The following is a 15470-nucleotide window of genomic DNA, read 5'->3' on the forward strand; positions in this document are numbered from 1 at the left end:
GGGGGGGGGGGCCCCCCCCCCGCCCCCCCCCCCCCCCTGTGGCGTTCTCCGGCCCGTCCGCACGGCGGACGGGGCGGATCAGACCGGGCCGGACCGGTCGGTGTCCCAGGTGCACCCGCAGTAGGGGCTGGGACGCCGGGGCCTCAGCACGGGGCCCTGGGGGGCGAGGTCCACCGTGCCCGACCAGGTGGTGGGGGTGCCGCCGGCGGCCCAGGCGAGCAGGTCGCGCGCCGCCCAGCCGAGCAGCAGCGGCAGCTCGCCCGGGCACAGGGCGGGTGCGGCACGGTCGAGCAGGTCCTGCATGACCCACCACCGGCGCGGGTCGTCGCCGCCGTCCTCGGCGTCCACACAGCGCAGACAGGCGGTGGTGCCCGGCACGACCCAGGGCCCGAGCCGCGGCCGACCGGGGATCGGTCCGGGGCCCAGCACGAGGTGCGTCAGGCCGCGCCGCACGAGCCGGTCGCCATGGCGGCGGGTGTCGTAGCCGGTGCTGGCGAGCACCACGACGTCCTCGGGCCCGGCGCCGGCGATCCCCGCCTCGCAGCGCACCGGCAGACCCGCCCCGTCGAGCACGGCGGCCAGGGGCCGCACGTCGAGGCGGCCGACGACCAGGTGCACCCCGACACGGCGCCGCGGCGGGTCCGGGGCGCACAGCAGGTCGGCGTCGCGTAGGGCGTCGAGGGCCGGGGACTGCGCCGGATCAGGGGAGCCGACCAGGCCCGACTCCGAGCGCAGGGCGGCGAGGAGCGCGTGCACCTCGGGCCGGTCGGGCAGGACCGCGCGGTGGGGCGGATCGAGACCGAGGTGGAGGTAGCCGTCACCGCGCGGCACCGCGTGGACGCCGGGCAGCAGGCGCAGCGGCGACCCACCGGGGGGCGACGTCGTCGCGGGGGAGGAGGCCGGGGCGGGATCCGACGGGCGCATGCGCCGACCCTGGCACGCTCGGGCCGAGGTCGTCGGTGGCTCTCCACAGGGCCCCGGCCGCGACCGTCGGGCGAGGGCATCGCCGAGTACCGGTCCGGCCGGGAGACGCCACGACGGCGGCCGCCCGGGGGCGACCGCCGTCGTCGACGTGGGGTGTGGCTCAGGCCTTCCCGAGGATGCGGTTGAGGTTGGTCGAGCAGACCGGGCAGACGGCCTTGGCCATCTTGGTGCCCTTGTCGTTCACCTTCACCTCGCCGTCGGCCTGGCGCTTCTCCTTGCACTTGACGCAGTAGAACTCGCCGCTCCAGGTCTCCGCCATGATTTCCTGCTTCCTGATCCTCCACCGGCGACACCGCCGCTGGACCTTGACGTGCGACGGGTGCTGACCTCAGGGAAGCCCGCCGCGCCCCCGCGCGTCTCGCGAGGCGGGCACGACACTACGACACACCGAGCCGCCGCGTGCGGCAGCCGCGCCCCGCGGCGTGGCGCGGCGTGGCGGTAGCGTGCGCGCCATGAGCGCCGACGCGACCCCTGCCGCCCCTGCGACCACCCCGGCGACCACCCCGGAACCGGTGTCGGAGCTTCCCCACCTGCGGGTCGAACGACCCGCCCCGGGCGTCGTGCGGCTGGTGCTGGACAACCCCGAGCAGCGCAACGCGATGTCGGAGGAGATGACCTCCTCCTGGGTGCGGGCCGTCGAGGCGCTGCGCTCCGAGCCCGGCCTGCGTGCGGTGCTGGTGACCGGGGAGGGCAGCGCGTTCTGCTCGGGCGGGAACACCTCCTGGATCGCCGGCGATCCCGACTTCAGCGTCGACCAGCTGCGCGACCGGATGCTGCCCTTCTACCGGGCGTGGCTCTCGATCCGGCAGCTGGAGGTGCCGACCATCGCCGCCATCAACGGGGCCGCGATCGGGGCCGGGCTGTGCATGGCGCTGGCGTGCGACCTGCGGTTCACCACGCCCACCGCCAAGCTGGGGGTGCCGTTCGTGACCCTCGGCATGCACCCCGGCATGGCCGGCACCTACCTGCTGCCCGAGGTCGTGGGCCCCGCGATCGCCCGCGACCTGCTGCTCACCGGCCGGCTGGTGGCGGGGGAGGAGGCGCTGCGGCTGGGCCTGGTCTCGCGCGTGATCCCGGCCGAGACCTTCGCCGAGGAGTCCCTGGCCGCCGCCGTCGGGATCGCCGCCACGGCGCCGATCCCCAGCAAGCTCACCAAGCTCGCCCTGCGCGACGGCGGACACGCCGACTTCGAGTCGGCGCTGCAGTGGGAGGCGCTGGCCCAGCCGATCACGATGGCGACCGAGGACCTCCAGGAGGGGATCGCGGCGATCCAGGCCAAGCGGGCACCGCGCTTCACCGGCCGCTGACCGGTCCCGAGTCGGGCCCGAGTCGGGCCCGAGTCGGGGCCGGACCGCGGTGGCCGGGACGCAGAGAGCCCCCGTGCCGCCGTGTGGACACTCGCCTTCCCCTTGCGAGCATCCTCGGGCGGCCCGGGGGCCGTGGGCGTCACGCTAGGGACCCCGGGGGTGGCGCGTCAATCCCCGGTCGTCCTGGCGGGACGACGACGCCCCACAGCCTGTGGATAACCTGGGGAGAAAGACGCGGGACATGGGGATGGACGAGCAGAACCTGGGGAGGACGGGCCGGTGAGCACGACGAACGCGGTGCCCGAGAACCACGGCGCGGACCCGATCGCGGCGCTGCGCCGGATCGCCTTCCTGCTCGAGCGGGCCCGGGAGGACACCTACAAGGTCAAGGCCTACCGACGGGCGGCCGCGACCCTGACCGCCATGGCCCCCGACGACGTCGTCGCGGCGACCCGCGCCGGCACCCTCACCGACCTGCCGGGCATCGGGGCGAGCACCGCGGCGGTGATCGAGGCGGCCGTGCGGGGCGAGCCCTCCCCGCGACTGGCCGACGCCGAGGCCCGGTTCGGCGCCCCGCTCACCCAGGGCGGCACGCGGGTCCGGGCGGCGCTGCGCGGCGACCTGCACTCCCACTCCGACTGGAGCGACGGGGGCTCCCCGCTGGAGGAGATGGCGATGACCGCCCTCGAGCTGGGCCACGACTACCTCGTGCTCACCGACCACTCGCCGCGGCTGAAGGTCGCGCGCGGACTCAGTGCGGAACGCCTGGCGCGCCAGCTCGACGTCGTCGCGGCCGTCAACGAGCACTTCTCCGGCGGCGGGGAGCCGTTCCGCCTGCTGCGCGGCATCGAGGTCGACATCCTCGACGACGGGTCGCTCGACCAGACCGAGGAGATGCTAGCGCGGCTGGACCTGCGGGTGGCGAGCGTGCACTCCAAGCTCGCGATGGACCCCGAACCGATGACGCGGCGGATGATCGCCGCCGTCCGCTCCCCGTTCACCAACGTGCTGGGGCACTGCACCGGCCGGCTCGTCACCGGCGCGCGCGGGCGGCGCGCGGAGTCGCGCTTCGACGCCCGCGCGGTGTTCGAGGCGTGCGCCGAGCAGGGGGTCGCGGTCGAGATCAACGCCCGCCCCGAGCGCCGCGACCCGCCCACCGCGCTGCTCGAACTCGCCGCCGAGACCGGGTGCCTGTTCTCGATCGACTCCGACGCCCACGCCCCCGGCCAGCTCGACTTCCAGGTCCTGGGCTGCGAGCGCGCCGAGGCCGTGGGGATCGACCCCGAGCGCATCGTCAACACCTGGCCGCGGGAGCGGCTACTGGCCTGGGCGGCCCGACGGCTCTAGGTTGCGTGCATGTCGCGACGACGTCCCCCGGTGGAGGTCCGCCGGTCCAAGCGGCGTCGTCGCACGGTCTCGGCCTACCGCGACGGCGAGCGGATCGTCGTGCTCATCCCCGCCTCCTTCGACGCCGACGACGAGGAGACCTGGGTCACGGCCATGGTCGCCAAGATCCTGCGCGCCGAGGCCCGCAGCGAGCTCAGCGACGACGACCTCACCCGCCGCGCCCGCGCGCTGAGCGACAAGTACCTCGGCGGCCTGGCCGAGCCCGTCTCGGTGCGCTGGGTGGCCAACCAGCACTCGCGCTGGGGCTCCTGCACCCCGGCCGACGGCACCATCCGCGTCTCGGAGCGGTTGCAGGGCATGCCCGGCTGGGTGCTCGACTACGTGCTGGTGCACGAGCTGGCGCACTTCCTCGAGCCGCGCCACGACGCCGCGTTCTGGGCGTGGGTGGACCGCTACCCCAAGTCGCGCAAGGCCCAGGGCTACCTGCTCGGCTGGTCGGAGGCCTCCGCGGTGCGCCCGCCCTCGGAGTTCGAGGACTAGCCGGCGCGGCTCAAGGGCGGCTCAGGGCGGCTCAGGGCGTCGGGGCGGCCGCCCGGCGCTCCCGCGCCAGACGCACCAGCGGCGCGAGCTCGGCCTCGGGCAGCGCGTCGACGGGGAACCAGCGCACGTCGAGGGACTCCTCGCTCACCGCGTGCTCGGCGCCGGCGGGGGCGACGGCGAGGAAGCGGACGTCGAGGTGGTGCACCAGCCCGCCGGCGTCGCCGCCCGACGGCACGGCGTCGGGGTCGGCGCGGCAGAACGCGACCTCGTGCTCGTCCAGGTGCACCGGCACCGGGTCGAGCTCAAGGTCCCGCACGCCGGACTCCTCGCGCGCCTCCCGCAGCGCCGCCGCCGCCAGCGAGGTGTCGCCGGCCTCGCAGTGGCCGCCGAACTGGAACCAGCGGCGCGCCTTGGCGTGGAGCGTGAGCAGCACCCGGGCGCCGTCGTGGCTGAGCACGAGGGTGGAGGCGGTGAGGTGGTCGGGACGGCACGAGCGGCGCAGACCGTCATGATGCGCCCGCAGGTGGGCGACGTAGCGCCGACGCAGCTCCTCCTGGTCGGCGTCCGGCGCCCGCCACGTCTCCAGGGCGGCCAGGGCGTCCTCGTGGAGGGTGTCGTGGGGGAGGGCGTCGGTGGCGGAGTCGGTCGCGCTCACGCGTCCCCGGCCTCGGGGCTCTCCGGCCCGTCGGTGGGGGGCAGGTCGCCGTCGAGCAGCTTGGCCAGCTCGGCGTCGAACTCGTCCTCGCTCAACTCCTCCAGCGTGGCGCCCTCGCGGAAGCCCAGCGGGTCGTCGAGGTCGGCGGCGGTGGGCAGCAGGTGCGGGTGCATCCACACGCCGTCGCGGGCCTCGAGGCCCTGACGGGTGCGCAGGGAGCCCCACAGCGCCGAGGCGTCGCGCAGCCGGCGCGGGCGCAGCTCGAGCCCGACGAGGGCGGCGAAGGTCTGCTCGGCGGGACCACCGGCGGCGCGACGACGGCGCACGGCCTCCTGCAGCTTGGCGGCGGTGGGCATCCGCTCGGCGGTGGCGAGGCCGACGACCTCGTCGACCCACCCCTCCACGAGCGCGAGCGCGATCTCGAGGCGCTCCAGGGCGGCCTTCTGCTGCGGCGACTCGGGCAGGTCGAACATCCCGCCCTCCATCGCGCGCTGGATCGAGGAGGGGTCGGAGGGGTCGATGCCCCGCATCTGCTCCTCCATCCGCTGCTGCAGGCTCTCGACGTTGATCTCCACCCCGGAGGCGTAGTCGGTGACGGCGTCGAGCAGGTGCTGGCGCAGCCACGGCACGTGGGCGAAGAGCCGCTGGTGGGCGGCCTCGCGCAGGGCGAGGTAGAGCAGCACGTCCTCCTGCGGGACGTCGAGGCCGGCCGCGAACTCCGCGACGTTGCCGACCACGAGGGCGGCGCGGCCGGGGGCGCCCAGCGGCAGGCCGACGTCGGAGGCGCTCAGCACCTCCCCGGCGAGCTCGCCCAGGCCGGAGCCGATCTGGCCGGCCATCATGGCGCCCATCGCCTTGCCGATCATCCCGAGCAGCGGGCCGGCCATCGCCTGGGCCTCCGGCGGGAGGGCGCCGCTGAGCCCCTTGGTGGACTGCTCGGCCACCGGCGCGACCAGCACCTTCCAGACCTCGAGGGTGCCGACGATCCACTCCGCGCGGCTCCAGGCGGCCGTGCCGGTGACGCCGGAGGGGAAGGTGGTGGTCTCGTCGAGCCAGAGGTCGGCCAGCCGCACGGCGTCGGCCACGGCGTCGCTCTGCTTGGAGGTGGGGGAGGGGTCGGGCTGCTGGGCCACGGTCTTGCGGGCGAGGTCGGCCGCGGCGTTCCAGTTCAGGGGCCCGTCGTGGGGCTGCATGAACGCCTGGAACTGGCCGAGCAGGGCGCCCAGGTCGGGCGCGGAGCCACCGCCCGTGGCGCCGGGCATCGCGAACCCGAAGGGCATGCCACCGCCGCCGGCACCGGTGGGACCGGCCAGGCCGCCGAGCAGGCCGCCGAGGTCGCCGAGCCCGCCGGGACCGAGGATCTGGCTGAACAGCTGCTCGAACGGAGTGCCCTTGAAGGGGTTGGGCTGGTCCCCGGAGTCGCCGGGGGTGTCGTCGGAGCGGTCGTTCATGGGTTCCACGGTACTCAGGGCCCCTACGCGCACCCACCCGTGTGTCGCGGGTCACCCGGCGACGCCCTAGGCTTCGCCGCGTGACCGGGCAGCCCGTACGACTCGCCGCTATCCACGACACCCCGCTGTCGGTGGAGGAGGTGCTCGCCAGCCTCGACGACGACGCCGACGGCGGCGTCACCCTCTTCGTCGGCCGCGTGCGCGACCACGACGGCGGCAAGGGCGTGTCCGGGCTCGACTACTCCGCCCATCCCACCGCGCTCGCGCGGCTGCGCGAGGTGTGCGAGCTGGTGGCGGCCCGCCACGACGTCGACGGCGTCGCCGCGGTGCACCGGGTGGGTGCCCTCGGCATCGGCGACATCGCGGTGGTCGTCGGCACGGCGGCCGCCCACCGCGGCACCACCTTCGACGCCACCCGCGACCTCATCGACACCCTCAAGGCCGAGGTCCCGATCTGGAAGCACCAGCTCTTCGCCGACGGCACCGAGGAGTGGGTCGGCACGCCGTGACGGCTGCCGCCCGCCCGCTCGCGCGCGCCCTAGTCTGGGCAGGGTGCTCGTCCTGCTCTGGCTGCTGCCCGCGGTCCTCGTGACCGCGGTCGCGATGGCCTGGGTGGGGTGGCTGGGTCGCCGGGCCCGGCGCGAGGTCGACCGCGACGCCTCGCTGCGGCGCATGGCGCGCGCCCTGGAGCCGCGACGGCGCCGCTGGCCGGGCGCCACCCGGCGGCGGACGCCCTGAGCGCACGTCGGCAGGCGCGCCAAGCGCGAGCGGCCCGCCACCTGAGCGGGTGTTGGGTCGATCTGGGACAGTGAGGCCATGACACAACGCCTGGTGGCGGCGTTCCTCGCGGTGCCCACGATCCTCGCTCTGCTCGTGTTCGTGGGCACCCAGAAGCTCTTCTTCGCCACCTACTCGCCCGGCGGCACCCTCGACGTGCTCGGCACCACCGCCGCCCTCGGGGGCCCCAGCGGCACCGACGCCACCGACGTCATCCAGGTCGCGGGCCACCCGGTGTACCGCGACGACGGCGAGCTGCGGATGACCACCGTGGCGGTGAGCCAGCCCGCCTCGCCGGGGGAGACCCCGGGGCTCTCGCTGTTCGAGCTGATGACCGACTGGTTCGACTCCGACCGTGCGGTCTACCCCTACGACGTCGTGCACGCCCCCGACGAGACGCCGGAGAGCAGCCGCCAGGAGGGCGCGGAGCAGATGGCGACCTCCCAGGACTCCGCGGTGGAGGTCGCGCTGCGCGAGATGGGGATCGAGGTGCCGCAGGTGCTCAAGGTCGCCGGCGTCACCGACGGCCTGCCCGCCGACGGCAAGCTCGTCGTGGGCGACATCCTGCGCTCGGTGGACGGCACCGCGATCGAGGACGACCGCGCCCTGGTCTCCGCGATCCGCAGCCAGCCCGCCGGCACCGAGCTGCGCATCGGCATCGAGCGGATGGGCAAGCCCATGACCGTCACGGTGCGCACCGTGCCCGCCGACGGCGTGCCCGTGATCGGCATCCAGCCCGGCTACGACTACGACTTCCCCTTCGACGTGTCGATCGACATCGACCCGAACATCGGCGGTCCCAGCGCGGGCCTGATCTTCTCCCTCGCGGTCTACGACACCCTCACCCCGGGCTCGCTCACCGGGGGGCGCGACGTGGCCGGCACCGGGGAGATCGCGCCCGACGGCAGCGTCGGCCCCATCGGCGGCATCCAGCAGAAGATCGCCGGTGCCCGCGACGACGGCGCCGACCTGTTCCTCGTGCCGATCGACAACTGCGCCGACGCCCTGGCCGCCGACAACAACGGCGACATGCGGCTGATGATGGCCACCACCATGCACGAGGTGCGGCTGGCACTGGAGGAGTACGCCCAGGACCCCGACGCCGACCTGCCGTCCTGCGAGGACGCCGACGCCGTGCGGGCCGCCTCATGACCGAACGTTCCGCCGACCCCCGCTGGGGCGACCTCGACGCCGACCCGGCCCTGGCCGCGGCGGTGCTGGAGATCGAGCAGCACCTCGCCGCCGAGGGCTGGGACCAGCCCGGCCGGCTCTACGCGCTGGTCGACACCGCCGCGCTGGTGGCCTCCGAGCCCGCGCTCGCCGCCGCGATGGGACTCGACGGCTCCGACTCCGCCGGGTCGCTCACCGCCGTCGAGCAGGACCAGGTGGGTCCCGACCAGCCGCTGGAGCAGCTGCTGGAGCAGATCGAGTGGCCCGATTCGGTCACGGGCTGCGCCGTGGTGGTGGAGCGCCTCGTGCTGCCGCCGGGCGCCGACGTCGCGGTGCCCGAGGACCCCGTGGCCGCCCGCGCCTACGCCAGCGAGCACCCCGACCGTCAGGAGGTGCGGATCGTGGCCGGCGCCACCCGCACCGGTTCCACCTACTGCGCGCTGCGGCTGCGTGCCCACGACGACGACGCCTCGGTGGTGGGCGGGATCGACCTCGTGCCCGGTCTGCTCACCCTGCTGCGCGCCACCCTCGACCTCGACCCGCTGCCGCCCCGGGCGACCGCGCCGGCCGACCCGCTCGAGGCCCCCGACCCGCCGGGGTCCCCTGACCTGCACGACCCGCTCGACCCGCCCGCCACGCACCACGACCAGGAGATGCCGTGAGTGACCTCTTCGACGACGACCCGCGACGCCCCGGGGGAGGTGCGGCCACGGCCAACAGGCGCCCCCGCGCCCTGCTGATCACCGCCGCCGTGGTGGTGGTCGGCATCTTCGGGCTGACCGGCTTCTCCGCGATCTACACCGACCGGCTCTGGTACAACTCCGCCGGCTACGGCGACGTCTTCTCCACCCTGCTGTGGACCCGGGTCGGGCTGTTCTTCGTCTTCGGCCTCGTGATGGGCGGCATCGTGGCCGCCAACATCTACCTCGCCTACCGCTTCCGTCCGCTGTTCCGCCCCAACAGCCGGGAGCAGAACAACCTCGACCGCTACCGCGACGCCGTCACCCCGATCCGGGTGTGGCTGGTCGTCGCGGTGGCCGCGGTGATCGGTGCGTTCGCGGGCGCCTCCGGTGTCGGCCACTGGCGCACCTACCTGCTGTGGCGCAACGCCCAGGACTTCGGCACCAACGATCCCTACTTCGACCGCGACCTGGGCTACTACGTCTTCACGCTGCCGTGGCAGCACTTCGTGGTGGACTTCCTGCTCGCCTCGCTCGTGATCGGTCTGCTGGCCGGCATGGTGACCCACTACCTCTACGGCGGCATCCGGCTGCAGGCCACGCGCGACCGGCTCTCGGGGCCGGCGCAGGTGCAGCTCTCGGTGCTGCTGGGCCTGTTCGTGCTGGTCAAGGCGGTGGACTACTACCTCGACCGCTTCGACCTGGTCACCAACCAGAACTCGTTGTTCACGGGCATGAACTACACCGCCGAGAACGCGGTGCTGCCGGCCCGCAACATCCTGGTCGGTGTGGCCGCGATCTGCGCGGTGCTGTTCTTCCTCAACATCTGGCGCCGCACCTGGCAGCTGCCGTCGGTGGGCCTCGCGCTGCTGGCGCTCTCGGCGGTGCTGATCGGCATGATCTTCCCCGCCATCGTGCAGCAGTTCCAGGTCAACCCCTCCGAAGCGGACAAGGAGGAGCCCTACATCCAGGCCAACATCGCCGCCACCCGGCAGGCCTACGACCTGCAGGACGCCGACTCCGCGCCGCTGGACGCCGCGAGCGCCGCGCAGACGCTGCCGGCCGAGCTGCTGCAGTCCAACACGCGCTCGGTGCCGCTGATGGACCCCAAGCTGGTGTCCCCGGCCTTCGAGAACCTGCAGCAGCAGCGCGGTTACTACTCCGTGGCGCCGGTGCTCGACGTCGACCGCTACTCCATCGACGGTGAGGACCGGGCGCTGGTGCTCGGCGTGCGCGAGCTGAGCCAGGACGGCCTGGAGGCGTCGTCGCGCAACTGGTCGAACCTGGCCACGGTGTACACCCACGGCAACGGCATCATCGCCGCCTACGCCAACCAGCGCGACAAGGACGGCGCGCTGTCGACGTCCTCGGACGACCAGTCGGCGGCCCCGATCGAGTGGGCGCAGGGCCTCAGCGGTGAGGACGACCTGTCCGAGGAGCTGGGGGACTTCGAGAGCCGCATCTACTACGGCGAGCAGAGCCCCGACTACTCGGTGGTGGGCAAGGCCAGCAGCGACGACGAGGACGTCGAGCTGAACCTGCCGGTGCCCGGTTCCGACCTCGGCTCCACCACGACCTTCGACGGCCCCGGCGACGCCGGGGTGGGCTCGGCGTTCAACAAGCTGATGTTCGCGATCAAGTTCGGTGAGCCCAACTTCCTGCTCTCGGGCCGGGTCAACGAGAACTCCAAGGTGCTGTTCAACCGCGACCCGGCCGACCGCGTCGAGAAGGTCGCGCCGTGGCTGACGGTGGACGCCGACCCGTACCCGGCCGTGGTCGACGGCCGGATCCTGTGGATCCTCGACGGCTACACCACCACCGACCGGTTCCCGAACTCGCAGCGGGAGTCCTTCGACACCATGATCGAGGACGCGCTGCAGACCAACGTCGGGCTGCAGACCCTGCCCACCGACGAGATCAACTACATGCGCAACGCCGTCAAGGCCACCGTGGACGCCTACACCGGCGAGGTGACGCTCTACGAGTGGGACGAGACCGACCCGATCCTGCGTGCGTGGGAGAGCGCCTTCCCCGGCACGGTGAAGGACAAGTCGGAGATGTCGGAGCAGCTGCTCGACCACGTGCGCTACCCCGAGGACCTGTTCAAGGTCCAGCGCTACCAGTTCGCCCGCTACCACGTCACCGACGCCCGGAATTGGTACGAGAACAACGACCGTTGGGAGGTGCCGGTCGACCCGCAGAGCCCGGGCACCTACCAGGCGCCGTACCGGCTGTTCGTGAGCGACGGCGAGGGTGGCCGCAACTTCGCGCTGACCTCGGTGTACGTGCCGTTCAACCGCGACAACCTGGCCTCCTTCATCCAGGTGAACTCCGACGGCACCAGCGAGGACTACGGCACGATGCGCGTCGTCGAGCTGGCCAACGTCGACGCCGACTCCAGCAACCAGACGCCGGGTCCCGGCCAGGTCGCCAACGAGTTCGTCAACAACGACGCGATCAACAGCCTGCTGCTGCCGCTGCGCAACTCCGGGGCCCGGGTGACCTACGGCAACATGCTCACCTTCCCGCTCAACGGCGAGATGATGAACGTGCAGCCGGTCTACGCCCAGAGCCAGGGCACCACGGCGTCCTACCCCGAGCTGCGGCTGGTGCTGGTGCGCTACGGCGAGGACGTCGGCTACGGCAGCAACCTGCAGGAGGCCATCGAGGTCCTGTTCACCGACGGCGGATCGGTCACCCCGGTCGACCCCGGTGACGGCGGCGACGGCGGCGACAACGGCAACGGCACCGGGACCGACAACGGCTCCGGCAACGGCGACGGGACCCCCTCGGGCTCGCTCCAGCAGCGGTTCGACGCCGCCCTCGCCGCCGCCCTGCAGGCCTTCGACGACGCCGACGCCGCACTCGCCGACGGCGACCTGGCCACCTACGCCGACAAGGTCGCCGAGGCCCAGCGCAAGCTCGAGGAGGTGGCCGCCCTGCGCGACCAGCTCCGGGCGCGTGACGGCGGCGCTGCTGCCGACACCCCGGCCGACACTCCCTCGGAGTCGGCCTCCGCGACGCCCGCCGGCTGAGCCGCGGCCCGTCGGCGGGGACCCCGATTTGGTCCCCGCCGACGGGCCCGGTAACGTTCTGTTCACCGACGCGGGGTGGAGCAGCTCGGTAGCTCGCTGGGCTCATAACCCAGAGGTCGCAGGTTCAAATCCTGCCCCCGCTACAAGTTGATGTACCAGTTCAGGGGCCGTTTCCAGCAGATGCTGGAGGCGGCCTCTGGTCGTTGATGGCGGAGTGTGACTACACCTCCGACGACAACGCAGTCATGAGTCGCGTCAGAGCCGTACGTAGATCGATCACATCATCGACACGGAGGTTCACAACATGGCAGCACGAGCTCGGACTCGGCATCGAGGCGCTCACCGCCCTCGTCGGATGCGAGCCGCTCTGGAAGGCTCACCAGTCGGTGTTCGCCGTTCTCGCTCTGGAGTCCGAGCCGGTCGACCCGCAGCTCTGACCGGGCCGAGATTCGATCAGGGGCCGACGACGAGCGGATCGTGGACCGGGCTAGCACGTCGCGCGCGTCGCCGGTCGAAGCGGGGCGGCGTGGAACCGCAGCGACACCCAGTCGTGACGGTAGAATCGGGGGCATGTCAGAAGCACGCGAGGAGCTCATGCACCTCATCGAAGAGCTCCCCGAAGCAGAGGTGAGCACACTTCTGTCGACGGCTCGCGCGCTCGATTCCCGGAAGCCGCACGGCAACCGCTCCTGGCCGCCAGCGTTCTTCGGCAGCATCAAGCATGCAGCCAACGGGCGCACTGACAACGCCAGCCGGGTCGATGACTTGCTCGCCGAGGCAGGATTCGGCCAGGACTTCCGCGGATGATCCTGGTGGACTCGGGTCCGCTGATCGCCGCCGCGATCGCAGACGATCGTGACCACCGTCGATGCGTCGACATGTTCGCAGCCCTGCACCTCAACTCCGAGAAGCTGTTGGTACCGCAGACCGTCGTTGCCGAGGTTGCCTACGCCATCCAGAAGCAAGGCGGAACCGACCAGGAGCTCATGTTCCTGCAGGCCTTCGCAGACGCCGACCTGGCGCTGGTCGACCTCGTCGTCGAGGACCTGCCCCGAATCATCGAGCTCGTCGACAGCTACCGGGACTTTCCGCTCGGAACGACCGACGCTTCGGTGATCGCTATCGCCGAACGGCTCAAGGTCAACGAAGTCGCCACCCTCGACCACCGGCACTTCCCGAATGTTCGACCGCGTCACGTCGACTACCTGACCTTGCTGCCGTAGCCAGGATTCGACCGTGGGCCATTCGTGGGCCCGAGGTCATCGAGCAGCAGCGGGCATCGGCGGGTGACCGTGAGCACTGTCAGAGTGCCGTTCCTCGGCCGTCACCAGCAGAGATGCGCTGCAACGGGCACTGGCGAGTACCAGCGGGCAAGTGGCCTACCTTGTCCAGGGGTCGCAGGTTCCAACCCTGCCCCCGCTACAAGAACAGGGGGCTGACCTGCAGGAATGCAGATCAGGCCCTGTTGCCATGTGGGGCGGTTCCCGAGCAGAGAGAAGTAGTTCGGCTTCGCTGGCTCCGACCACGATGCCTAGACGCCCTGGGGACCATGTCGGCGTTCGGGTGGGTCGGACGCTGCCGGCGCGGCGATATCGTCGGGACGTGGCCGACTCCCAGCGCATCACCGTCGTGAGCGCGGTGGCCGGGCCCGAGGACGTCGGTCGGTTGCGGCGATGTGCGGACCGTGGGGCACTGGTGCTGACGGCGCCGACCGCGGAGGCGAAGGGCGTGGCGGAGTCGGCGGCGCGGGCGGTGGCGGGGAGCGTGAAGCCCGAGCTGGAGCTGGCGCCCGTGCGCTTCCCCGACGTCGATCGCGGCCACCGCCTCGACGCGCTCGTGCGCGAGCACGCCCTGGTGGACCGCTTCCGCGACGTCGTCGTGGTCGCCGATCCGGCGACGGTGACGCTGCTGCTGCGGGTGCTGGCGCCGAACCAGCTGGCGAGCGGGGGGCCGGTCACGGTGGTGGGGCTGCCGCGGGCCGAGCCGCCGATCTCCTTCGGGCGTGCGTTGGGCCTGGGCGGCGGGATCGGGGTGCTCTCGGTGGTGCTCCAGCTGGTGGTGCCGATCCTCGTGCTGCCCATCGGTGCAGCGGTGGCGGGGGTCTCGCTGCTCGCGGTGCCCTCGCGCCGACGGACCGGCCGCGAGCTGCTGCTCGCGGCCGTCGTCGGACTGTTCGTCCTGATCATGCTCGTCGCGAGCTCGCGACGCTTCCCCGCCACGATGTGACGAGGAAGCCCGGGTGAGCCTGCCCCGCTCAGCCGCCCAGGGTGGCGGTGAGGCGGGCGAGGGCGGCGTCCTCGGTGGCGCGATCGGGGGTGGAGGTGCGCACCGCGGCGAGGACGGGGTCGATCCGCTGGTCGACGTAGGTCCAGGCCCCGCAGTCGGCGGCGGTGAGGGCGTCGGCGCGGTCGTCCCAGGCGGTCTCCAGGTCGGTGGCAGCCGCCGCGGCGCCTGCGGTGTCGCCGGCGTCGACCGCCGAGGTGATCGCGGCCGTCAGCCCGGTGAAGCGGGCGATGTCGTCGGCGGGGAAGGCCGTCACGACCAGACCGTGCGCGGCGGCGTCGTCGGCCGGCGCGGAGCCGGAGCTGCAGCTCGGCGCTGGGGCGTCGTCCAGGGCGCTGACGTGGGGGCGGCTGTCGGTGTAGGTGAGCAGGGCGGCGGTGGCGACCGCCATGACGGCGAAGCCCGCCAGTGCGCGCTGCTCGCGCGACCGGTCGGTGGGAGCAGCGGCAGCGTCCGTCGGGGTGTCGATCACGTCGACCCGCGAGACGCTGAGGTGGACCACCGTGGCCAGGATCGCGCCCAGGAACACCAGGCTCGTGCCGAGCGTGCCGAGCCCGGCGCCGCCGTCGGCGTGGGGGGAGGCCAGGAAGTCGCCGATGTTGGCCCCCAGCGGGCGGGTGAGGATGTAGGCCACCCAGAACGAGAGCACCGGGTGGGCGCCCGAGCGCCACAGGACGACGGTGAGACCGATCAGGGTCGCGGGCAGCAGCACCGACACGCCCGGCGACCAGCCGGTGAGGGTGAGGGTCCAGTCGCCGGTGGCGGTGCCGAGCGCGAAGGTCACCAGGACCGCGAGCCAGTAGAACGCCTCGCGGGGGCGGGTCACGATGCTGTGGATCGACAGCGTGCGCTCGCGGGCGAACCAGATGCCGAACACCGCTGCGAGCAGCACCGCGAACACCGTGGAGCTGATCCACAGCGGCACGGCCTGCCGGTCGGTGAGGATGTCGGTGTAGAGAGTGCCGGTGACGCTGACGACCACGACCGTGAGCCAGTACAGCCCGGGCACGTAGCGGCGGGCGCTGACCTGGGCGGTGAGGACGACGGCGAACACCGCGGTGAAGAGCAGGGTGGTGTTGGTGAGGCCGAACCCGAGGGTCTCGTTGATGTAGTCGGCGAAGGACTCGCCCACGGTGGTGCACAGGATCTTGATGATCCAGAACCAGAGGGTGACCTCCGGGACCTTGTTCAGCAGCAGGGTGGCGGACCGGGGCCGCGTCGTCGTGGTGCTCATGGGCAGC

The 15470-nt window shown here is 72.8% G+C and carries 17 protein-coding genes and 1 tRNA gene; 13 read left to right on the forward strand and 5 right to left on the reverse strand.

Annotated elements, in window-relative coordinates; genetic code table 11:
• Positions 1-78: 78 nt before the first annotated feature.
• A complete protein-coding gene (locus tag ACERUJ_RS02295) occupies positions 79-924 on the reverse strand; it encodes a hypothetical protein (RefSeq protein ID WP_370246820.1) in 846 nt (281 codons plus the stop codon).
• A 160-nt stretch (positions 925-1084) separates the two neighbouring features.
• The gene (locus tag ACERUJ_RS02300) at positions 1085-1243 is read right to left on the reverse strand and encodes a DUF5679 domain-containing protein (protein ID WP_370246821.1); all 159 of its coding nucleotides are present in this window, start codon (positions 1241-1243) and stop codon (positions 1085-1087) included.
• 193 nt (positions 1244-1436) lie between these two features.
• On the opposite strand from ACERUJ_RS02300, the gene ACERUJ_RS02305 reads away from it, so the two are divergent.
• The 3 genes from ACERUJ_RS02305 to ACERUJ_RS02315 all read left to right on the forward strand — a co-directional run bounded on the left by ACERUJ_RS02305 (position 1437) and on the right by ACERUJ_RS02315 (position 4178).
• Positions 1437-2291: an enoyl-CoA hydratase/isomerase family protein gene (locus tag ACERUJ_RS02305; protein ID WP_370246822.1), complete on the forward strand. Its 855-nt coding sequence runs from the start codon at positions 1437-1439 to the stop codon at positions 2289-2291.
• Between the two features lie 279 nt (positions 2292-2570).
• Positions 2571-3638 carry a PHP domain-containing protein gene (locus ACERUJ_RS02310; RefSeq protein ID WP_370246823.1) on the forward strand — a complete coding sequence of 356 codons (1068 nt, stop codon included), beginning with the start codon at positions 2571-2573 and terminating at the stop codon, positions 3636-3638.
• Positions 3639-3647: 9 nt separating this feature from the next.
• Entirely contained in the window at positions 3648-4178 is a 531-nt protein-coding gene (locus tag ACERUJ_RS02315) for a M48 family metallopeptidase (RefSeq protein WP_370246824.1), read from the forward strand.
• 31 nt (positions 4179-4209) lie between these two features.
• Here ACERUJ_RS02315 and ACERUJ_RS02320 read toward each other — a convergent pair whose 3' ends face one another.
• A complete protein-coding gene (locus ACERUJ_RS02320) occupies positions 4210-4833 on the reverse strand; it encodes an NUDIX domain-containing protein (protein WP_370246825.1) in 624 nt (207 codons plus the stop codon).
• On the reverse strand, positions 4830-6284 hold the full coding sequence (locus ACERUJ_RS02325) for a zinc-dependent metalloprotease (RefSeq protein WP_370246826.1): 1455 nt from the start codon (positions 6282-6284) through the stop codon (positions 4830-4832). Before ACERUJ_RS02325 ends, ACERUJ_RS02320 begins: the two co-directional genes overlap by 4 nt.
• Before the next feature lie 80 nt (positions 6285-6364).
• Here ACERUJ_RS02325 and ACERUJ_RS02330 point away from each other — a divergent pair, with 80 nt between their 5' ends.
• The 10 genes from ACERUJ_RS02330 (at position 6365) to ACERUJ_RS02375 (ending at position 14172) form a co-directional block, all read left to right on the forward strand.
• The gene (locus ACERUJ_RS02330) at positions 6365-6793 is read left to right on the forward strand and encodes a molybdenum cofactor biosynthesis protein MoaE (protein ID WP_370246827.1); all 429 of its coding nucleotides are present in this window, start codon (positions 6365-6367) and stop codon (positions 6791-6793) included.
• 43 nt (positions 6794-6836) lie between these two features.
• Positions 6837-7022, forward strand: a complete 186-nt coding sequence (locus ACERUJ_RS02335; RefSeq protein WP_370246828.1) for a hypothetical protein — start codon at positions 6837-6839, stop codon at positions 7020-7022.
• A 78-nt stretch (positions 7023-7100) separates the two neighbouring features.
• Positions 7101-8213 (forward strand): PDZ domain-containing protein, encoded by a 1113-nt coding sequence (locus tag ACERUJ_RS02340; protein WP_370246829.1) that lies wholly within the window; start codon positions 7101-7103, stop codon positions 8211-8213.
• Entirely contained in the window at positions 8210-8893 is a 684-nt protein-coding gene (locus ACERUJ_RS02345; protein WP_370246830.1) for a PPA1309 family protein, read from the forward strand. The genes ACERUJ_RS02340 and ACERUJ_RS02345 overlap by 4 nt, the downstream gene beginning before the upstream one ends.
• Positions 8890-11946, forward strand: a complete 3057-nt coding sequence (locus ACERUJ_RS02350) for a UPF0182 family protein (protein ID WP_370246831.1) — start codon at positions 8890-8892, stop codon at positions 11944-11946. Before ACERUJ_RS02345 ends, ACERUJ_RS02350 begins: the two co-directional genes overlap by 4 nt.
• 69 nt (positions 11947-12015) lie before the next feature.
• Positions 12016-12089 (forward strand) — tRNA-Met (locus tag ACERUJ_RS02355).
• Positions 12090-12152: 63 nt separating this feature from the next.
• The gene (locus ACERUJ_RS02360) at positions 12153-12383 is read left to right on the forward strand and encodes a hypothetical protein (protein WP_370246832.1); all 231 of its coding nucleotides are present in this window, start codon (positions 12153-12155) and stop codon (positions 12381-12383) included.
• A 133-nt stretch (positions 12384-12516) separates the two neighbouring features.
• Positions 12517-12753 carry a hypothetical protein gene (locus ACERUJ_RS02365; RefSeq protein ID WP_370246833.1) on the forward strand — a complete coding sequence of 79 codons (237 nt, stop codon included), beginning with the start codon at positions 12517-12519 and terminating at the stop codon, positions 12751-12753.
• Positions 12750-13169 (forward strand): type II toxin-antitoxin system VapC family toxin, encoded by a 420-nt coding sequence (locus ACERUJ_RS02370; protein ID WP_370246834.1) that lies wholly within the window; start codon positions 12750-12752, stop codon positions 13167-13169. The genes ACERUJ_RS02365 and ACERUJ_RS02370 overlap by 4 nt, the downstream gene beginning before the upstream one ends.
• 379 nt (positions 13170-13548) lie before the next feature.
• On the forward strand, positions 13549-14172 hold the full coding sequence (locus tag ACERUJ_RS02375; RefSeq protein WP_370246835.1) for a hypothetical protein: 624 nt from the start codon (positions 13549-13551) through the stop codon (positions 14170-14172).
• 28 nt (positions 14173-14200) lie between these two features.
• Here the strand turns inward: ACERUJ_RS02375 and ACERUJ_RS02380 are convergent, their stop codons facing one another.
• Positions 14201-15463 (reverse strand): hypothetical protein, encoded by a 1263-nt coding sequence (locus ACERUJ_RS02380; protein ID WP_370246836.1) that lies wholly within the window; start codon positions 15461-15463, stop codon positions 14201-14203.
• Positions 15464-15470 lie beyond the last annotated feature (7 nt).

Origin of the sequence: Nocardioides sp., assembly GCF_964228225.1 — a bacterium.
GTDB lineage: Bacteria > Actinomycetota > Actinomycetes > Propionibacteriales > Nocardioidaceae > Nocardioides.

What these genes read in the sequence shown, in the direction of transcription:
- ACERUJ_RS02295 (WP_370246820.1), bottom strand. Translation starts at nt 924, where the DNA reads ATGCGCCCGTCGGATCCCGCCCCGGCCTCCTCCCCCGCGACGACGTCG.
- ACERUJ_RS02360 (WP_370246832.1), top strand. Translation starts at nt 12,153, where the DNA reads ATGGCGGAGTGTGACTACACCTCCGACGACAACGCAGTCATGAGTCGC.
- ACERUJ_RS02325 (WP_370246826.1), bottom strand. Translation starts at nt 6,284, where the DNA reads ATGAACGACCGCTCCGACGACACCCCCGGCGACTCCGGGGACCAGCCC.
- ACERUJ_RS02340 (WP_370246829.1), top strand. Translation starts at nt 7,101, where the DNA reads ATGACACAACGCCTGGTGGCGGCGTTCCTCGCGGTGCCCACGATCCTC.
- ACERUJ_RS02305 (WP_370246822.1), top strand. Translation starts at nt 1,437, where the DNA reads ATGAGCGCCGACGCGACCCCTGCCGCCCCTGCGACCACCCCGGCGACC.
- ACERUJ_RS02315 (WP_370246824.1), top strand. Translation starts at nt 3,648, where the DNA reads ATGTCGCGACGACGTCCCCCGGTGGAGGTCCGCCGGTCCAAGCGGCGT.
- ACERUJ_RS02300 (WP_370246821.1), bottom strand. Translation starts at nt 1,243, where the DNA reads ATGGCGGAGACCTGGAGCGGCGAGTTCTACTGCGTCAAGTGCAAGGAG.
- ACERUJ_RS02370 (WP_370246834.1), top strand. Translation starts at nt 12,750, where the DNA reads ATGATCCTGGTGGACTCGGGTCCGCTGATCGCCGCCGCGATCGCAGAC.
- ACERUJ_RS02365 (WP_370246833.1), top strand. Translation starts at nt 12,517, where the DNA reads ATGTCAGAAGCACGCGAGGAGCTCATGCACCTCATCGAAGAGCTCCCC.
- ACERUJ_RS02380 (WP_370246836.1), bottom strand. Translation starts at nt 15,463, where the DNA reads ATGAGCACCACGACGACGCGGCCCCGGTCCGCCACCCTGCTGCTGAAC.
- ACERUJ_RS02345 (WP_370246830.1), top strand. Translation starts at nt 8,210, where the DNA reads ATGACCGAACGTTCCGCCGACCCCCGCTGGGGCGACCTCGACGCCGAC.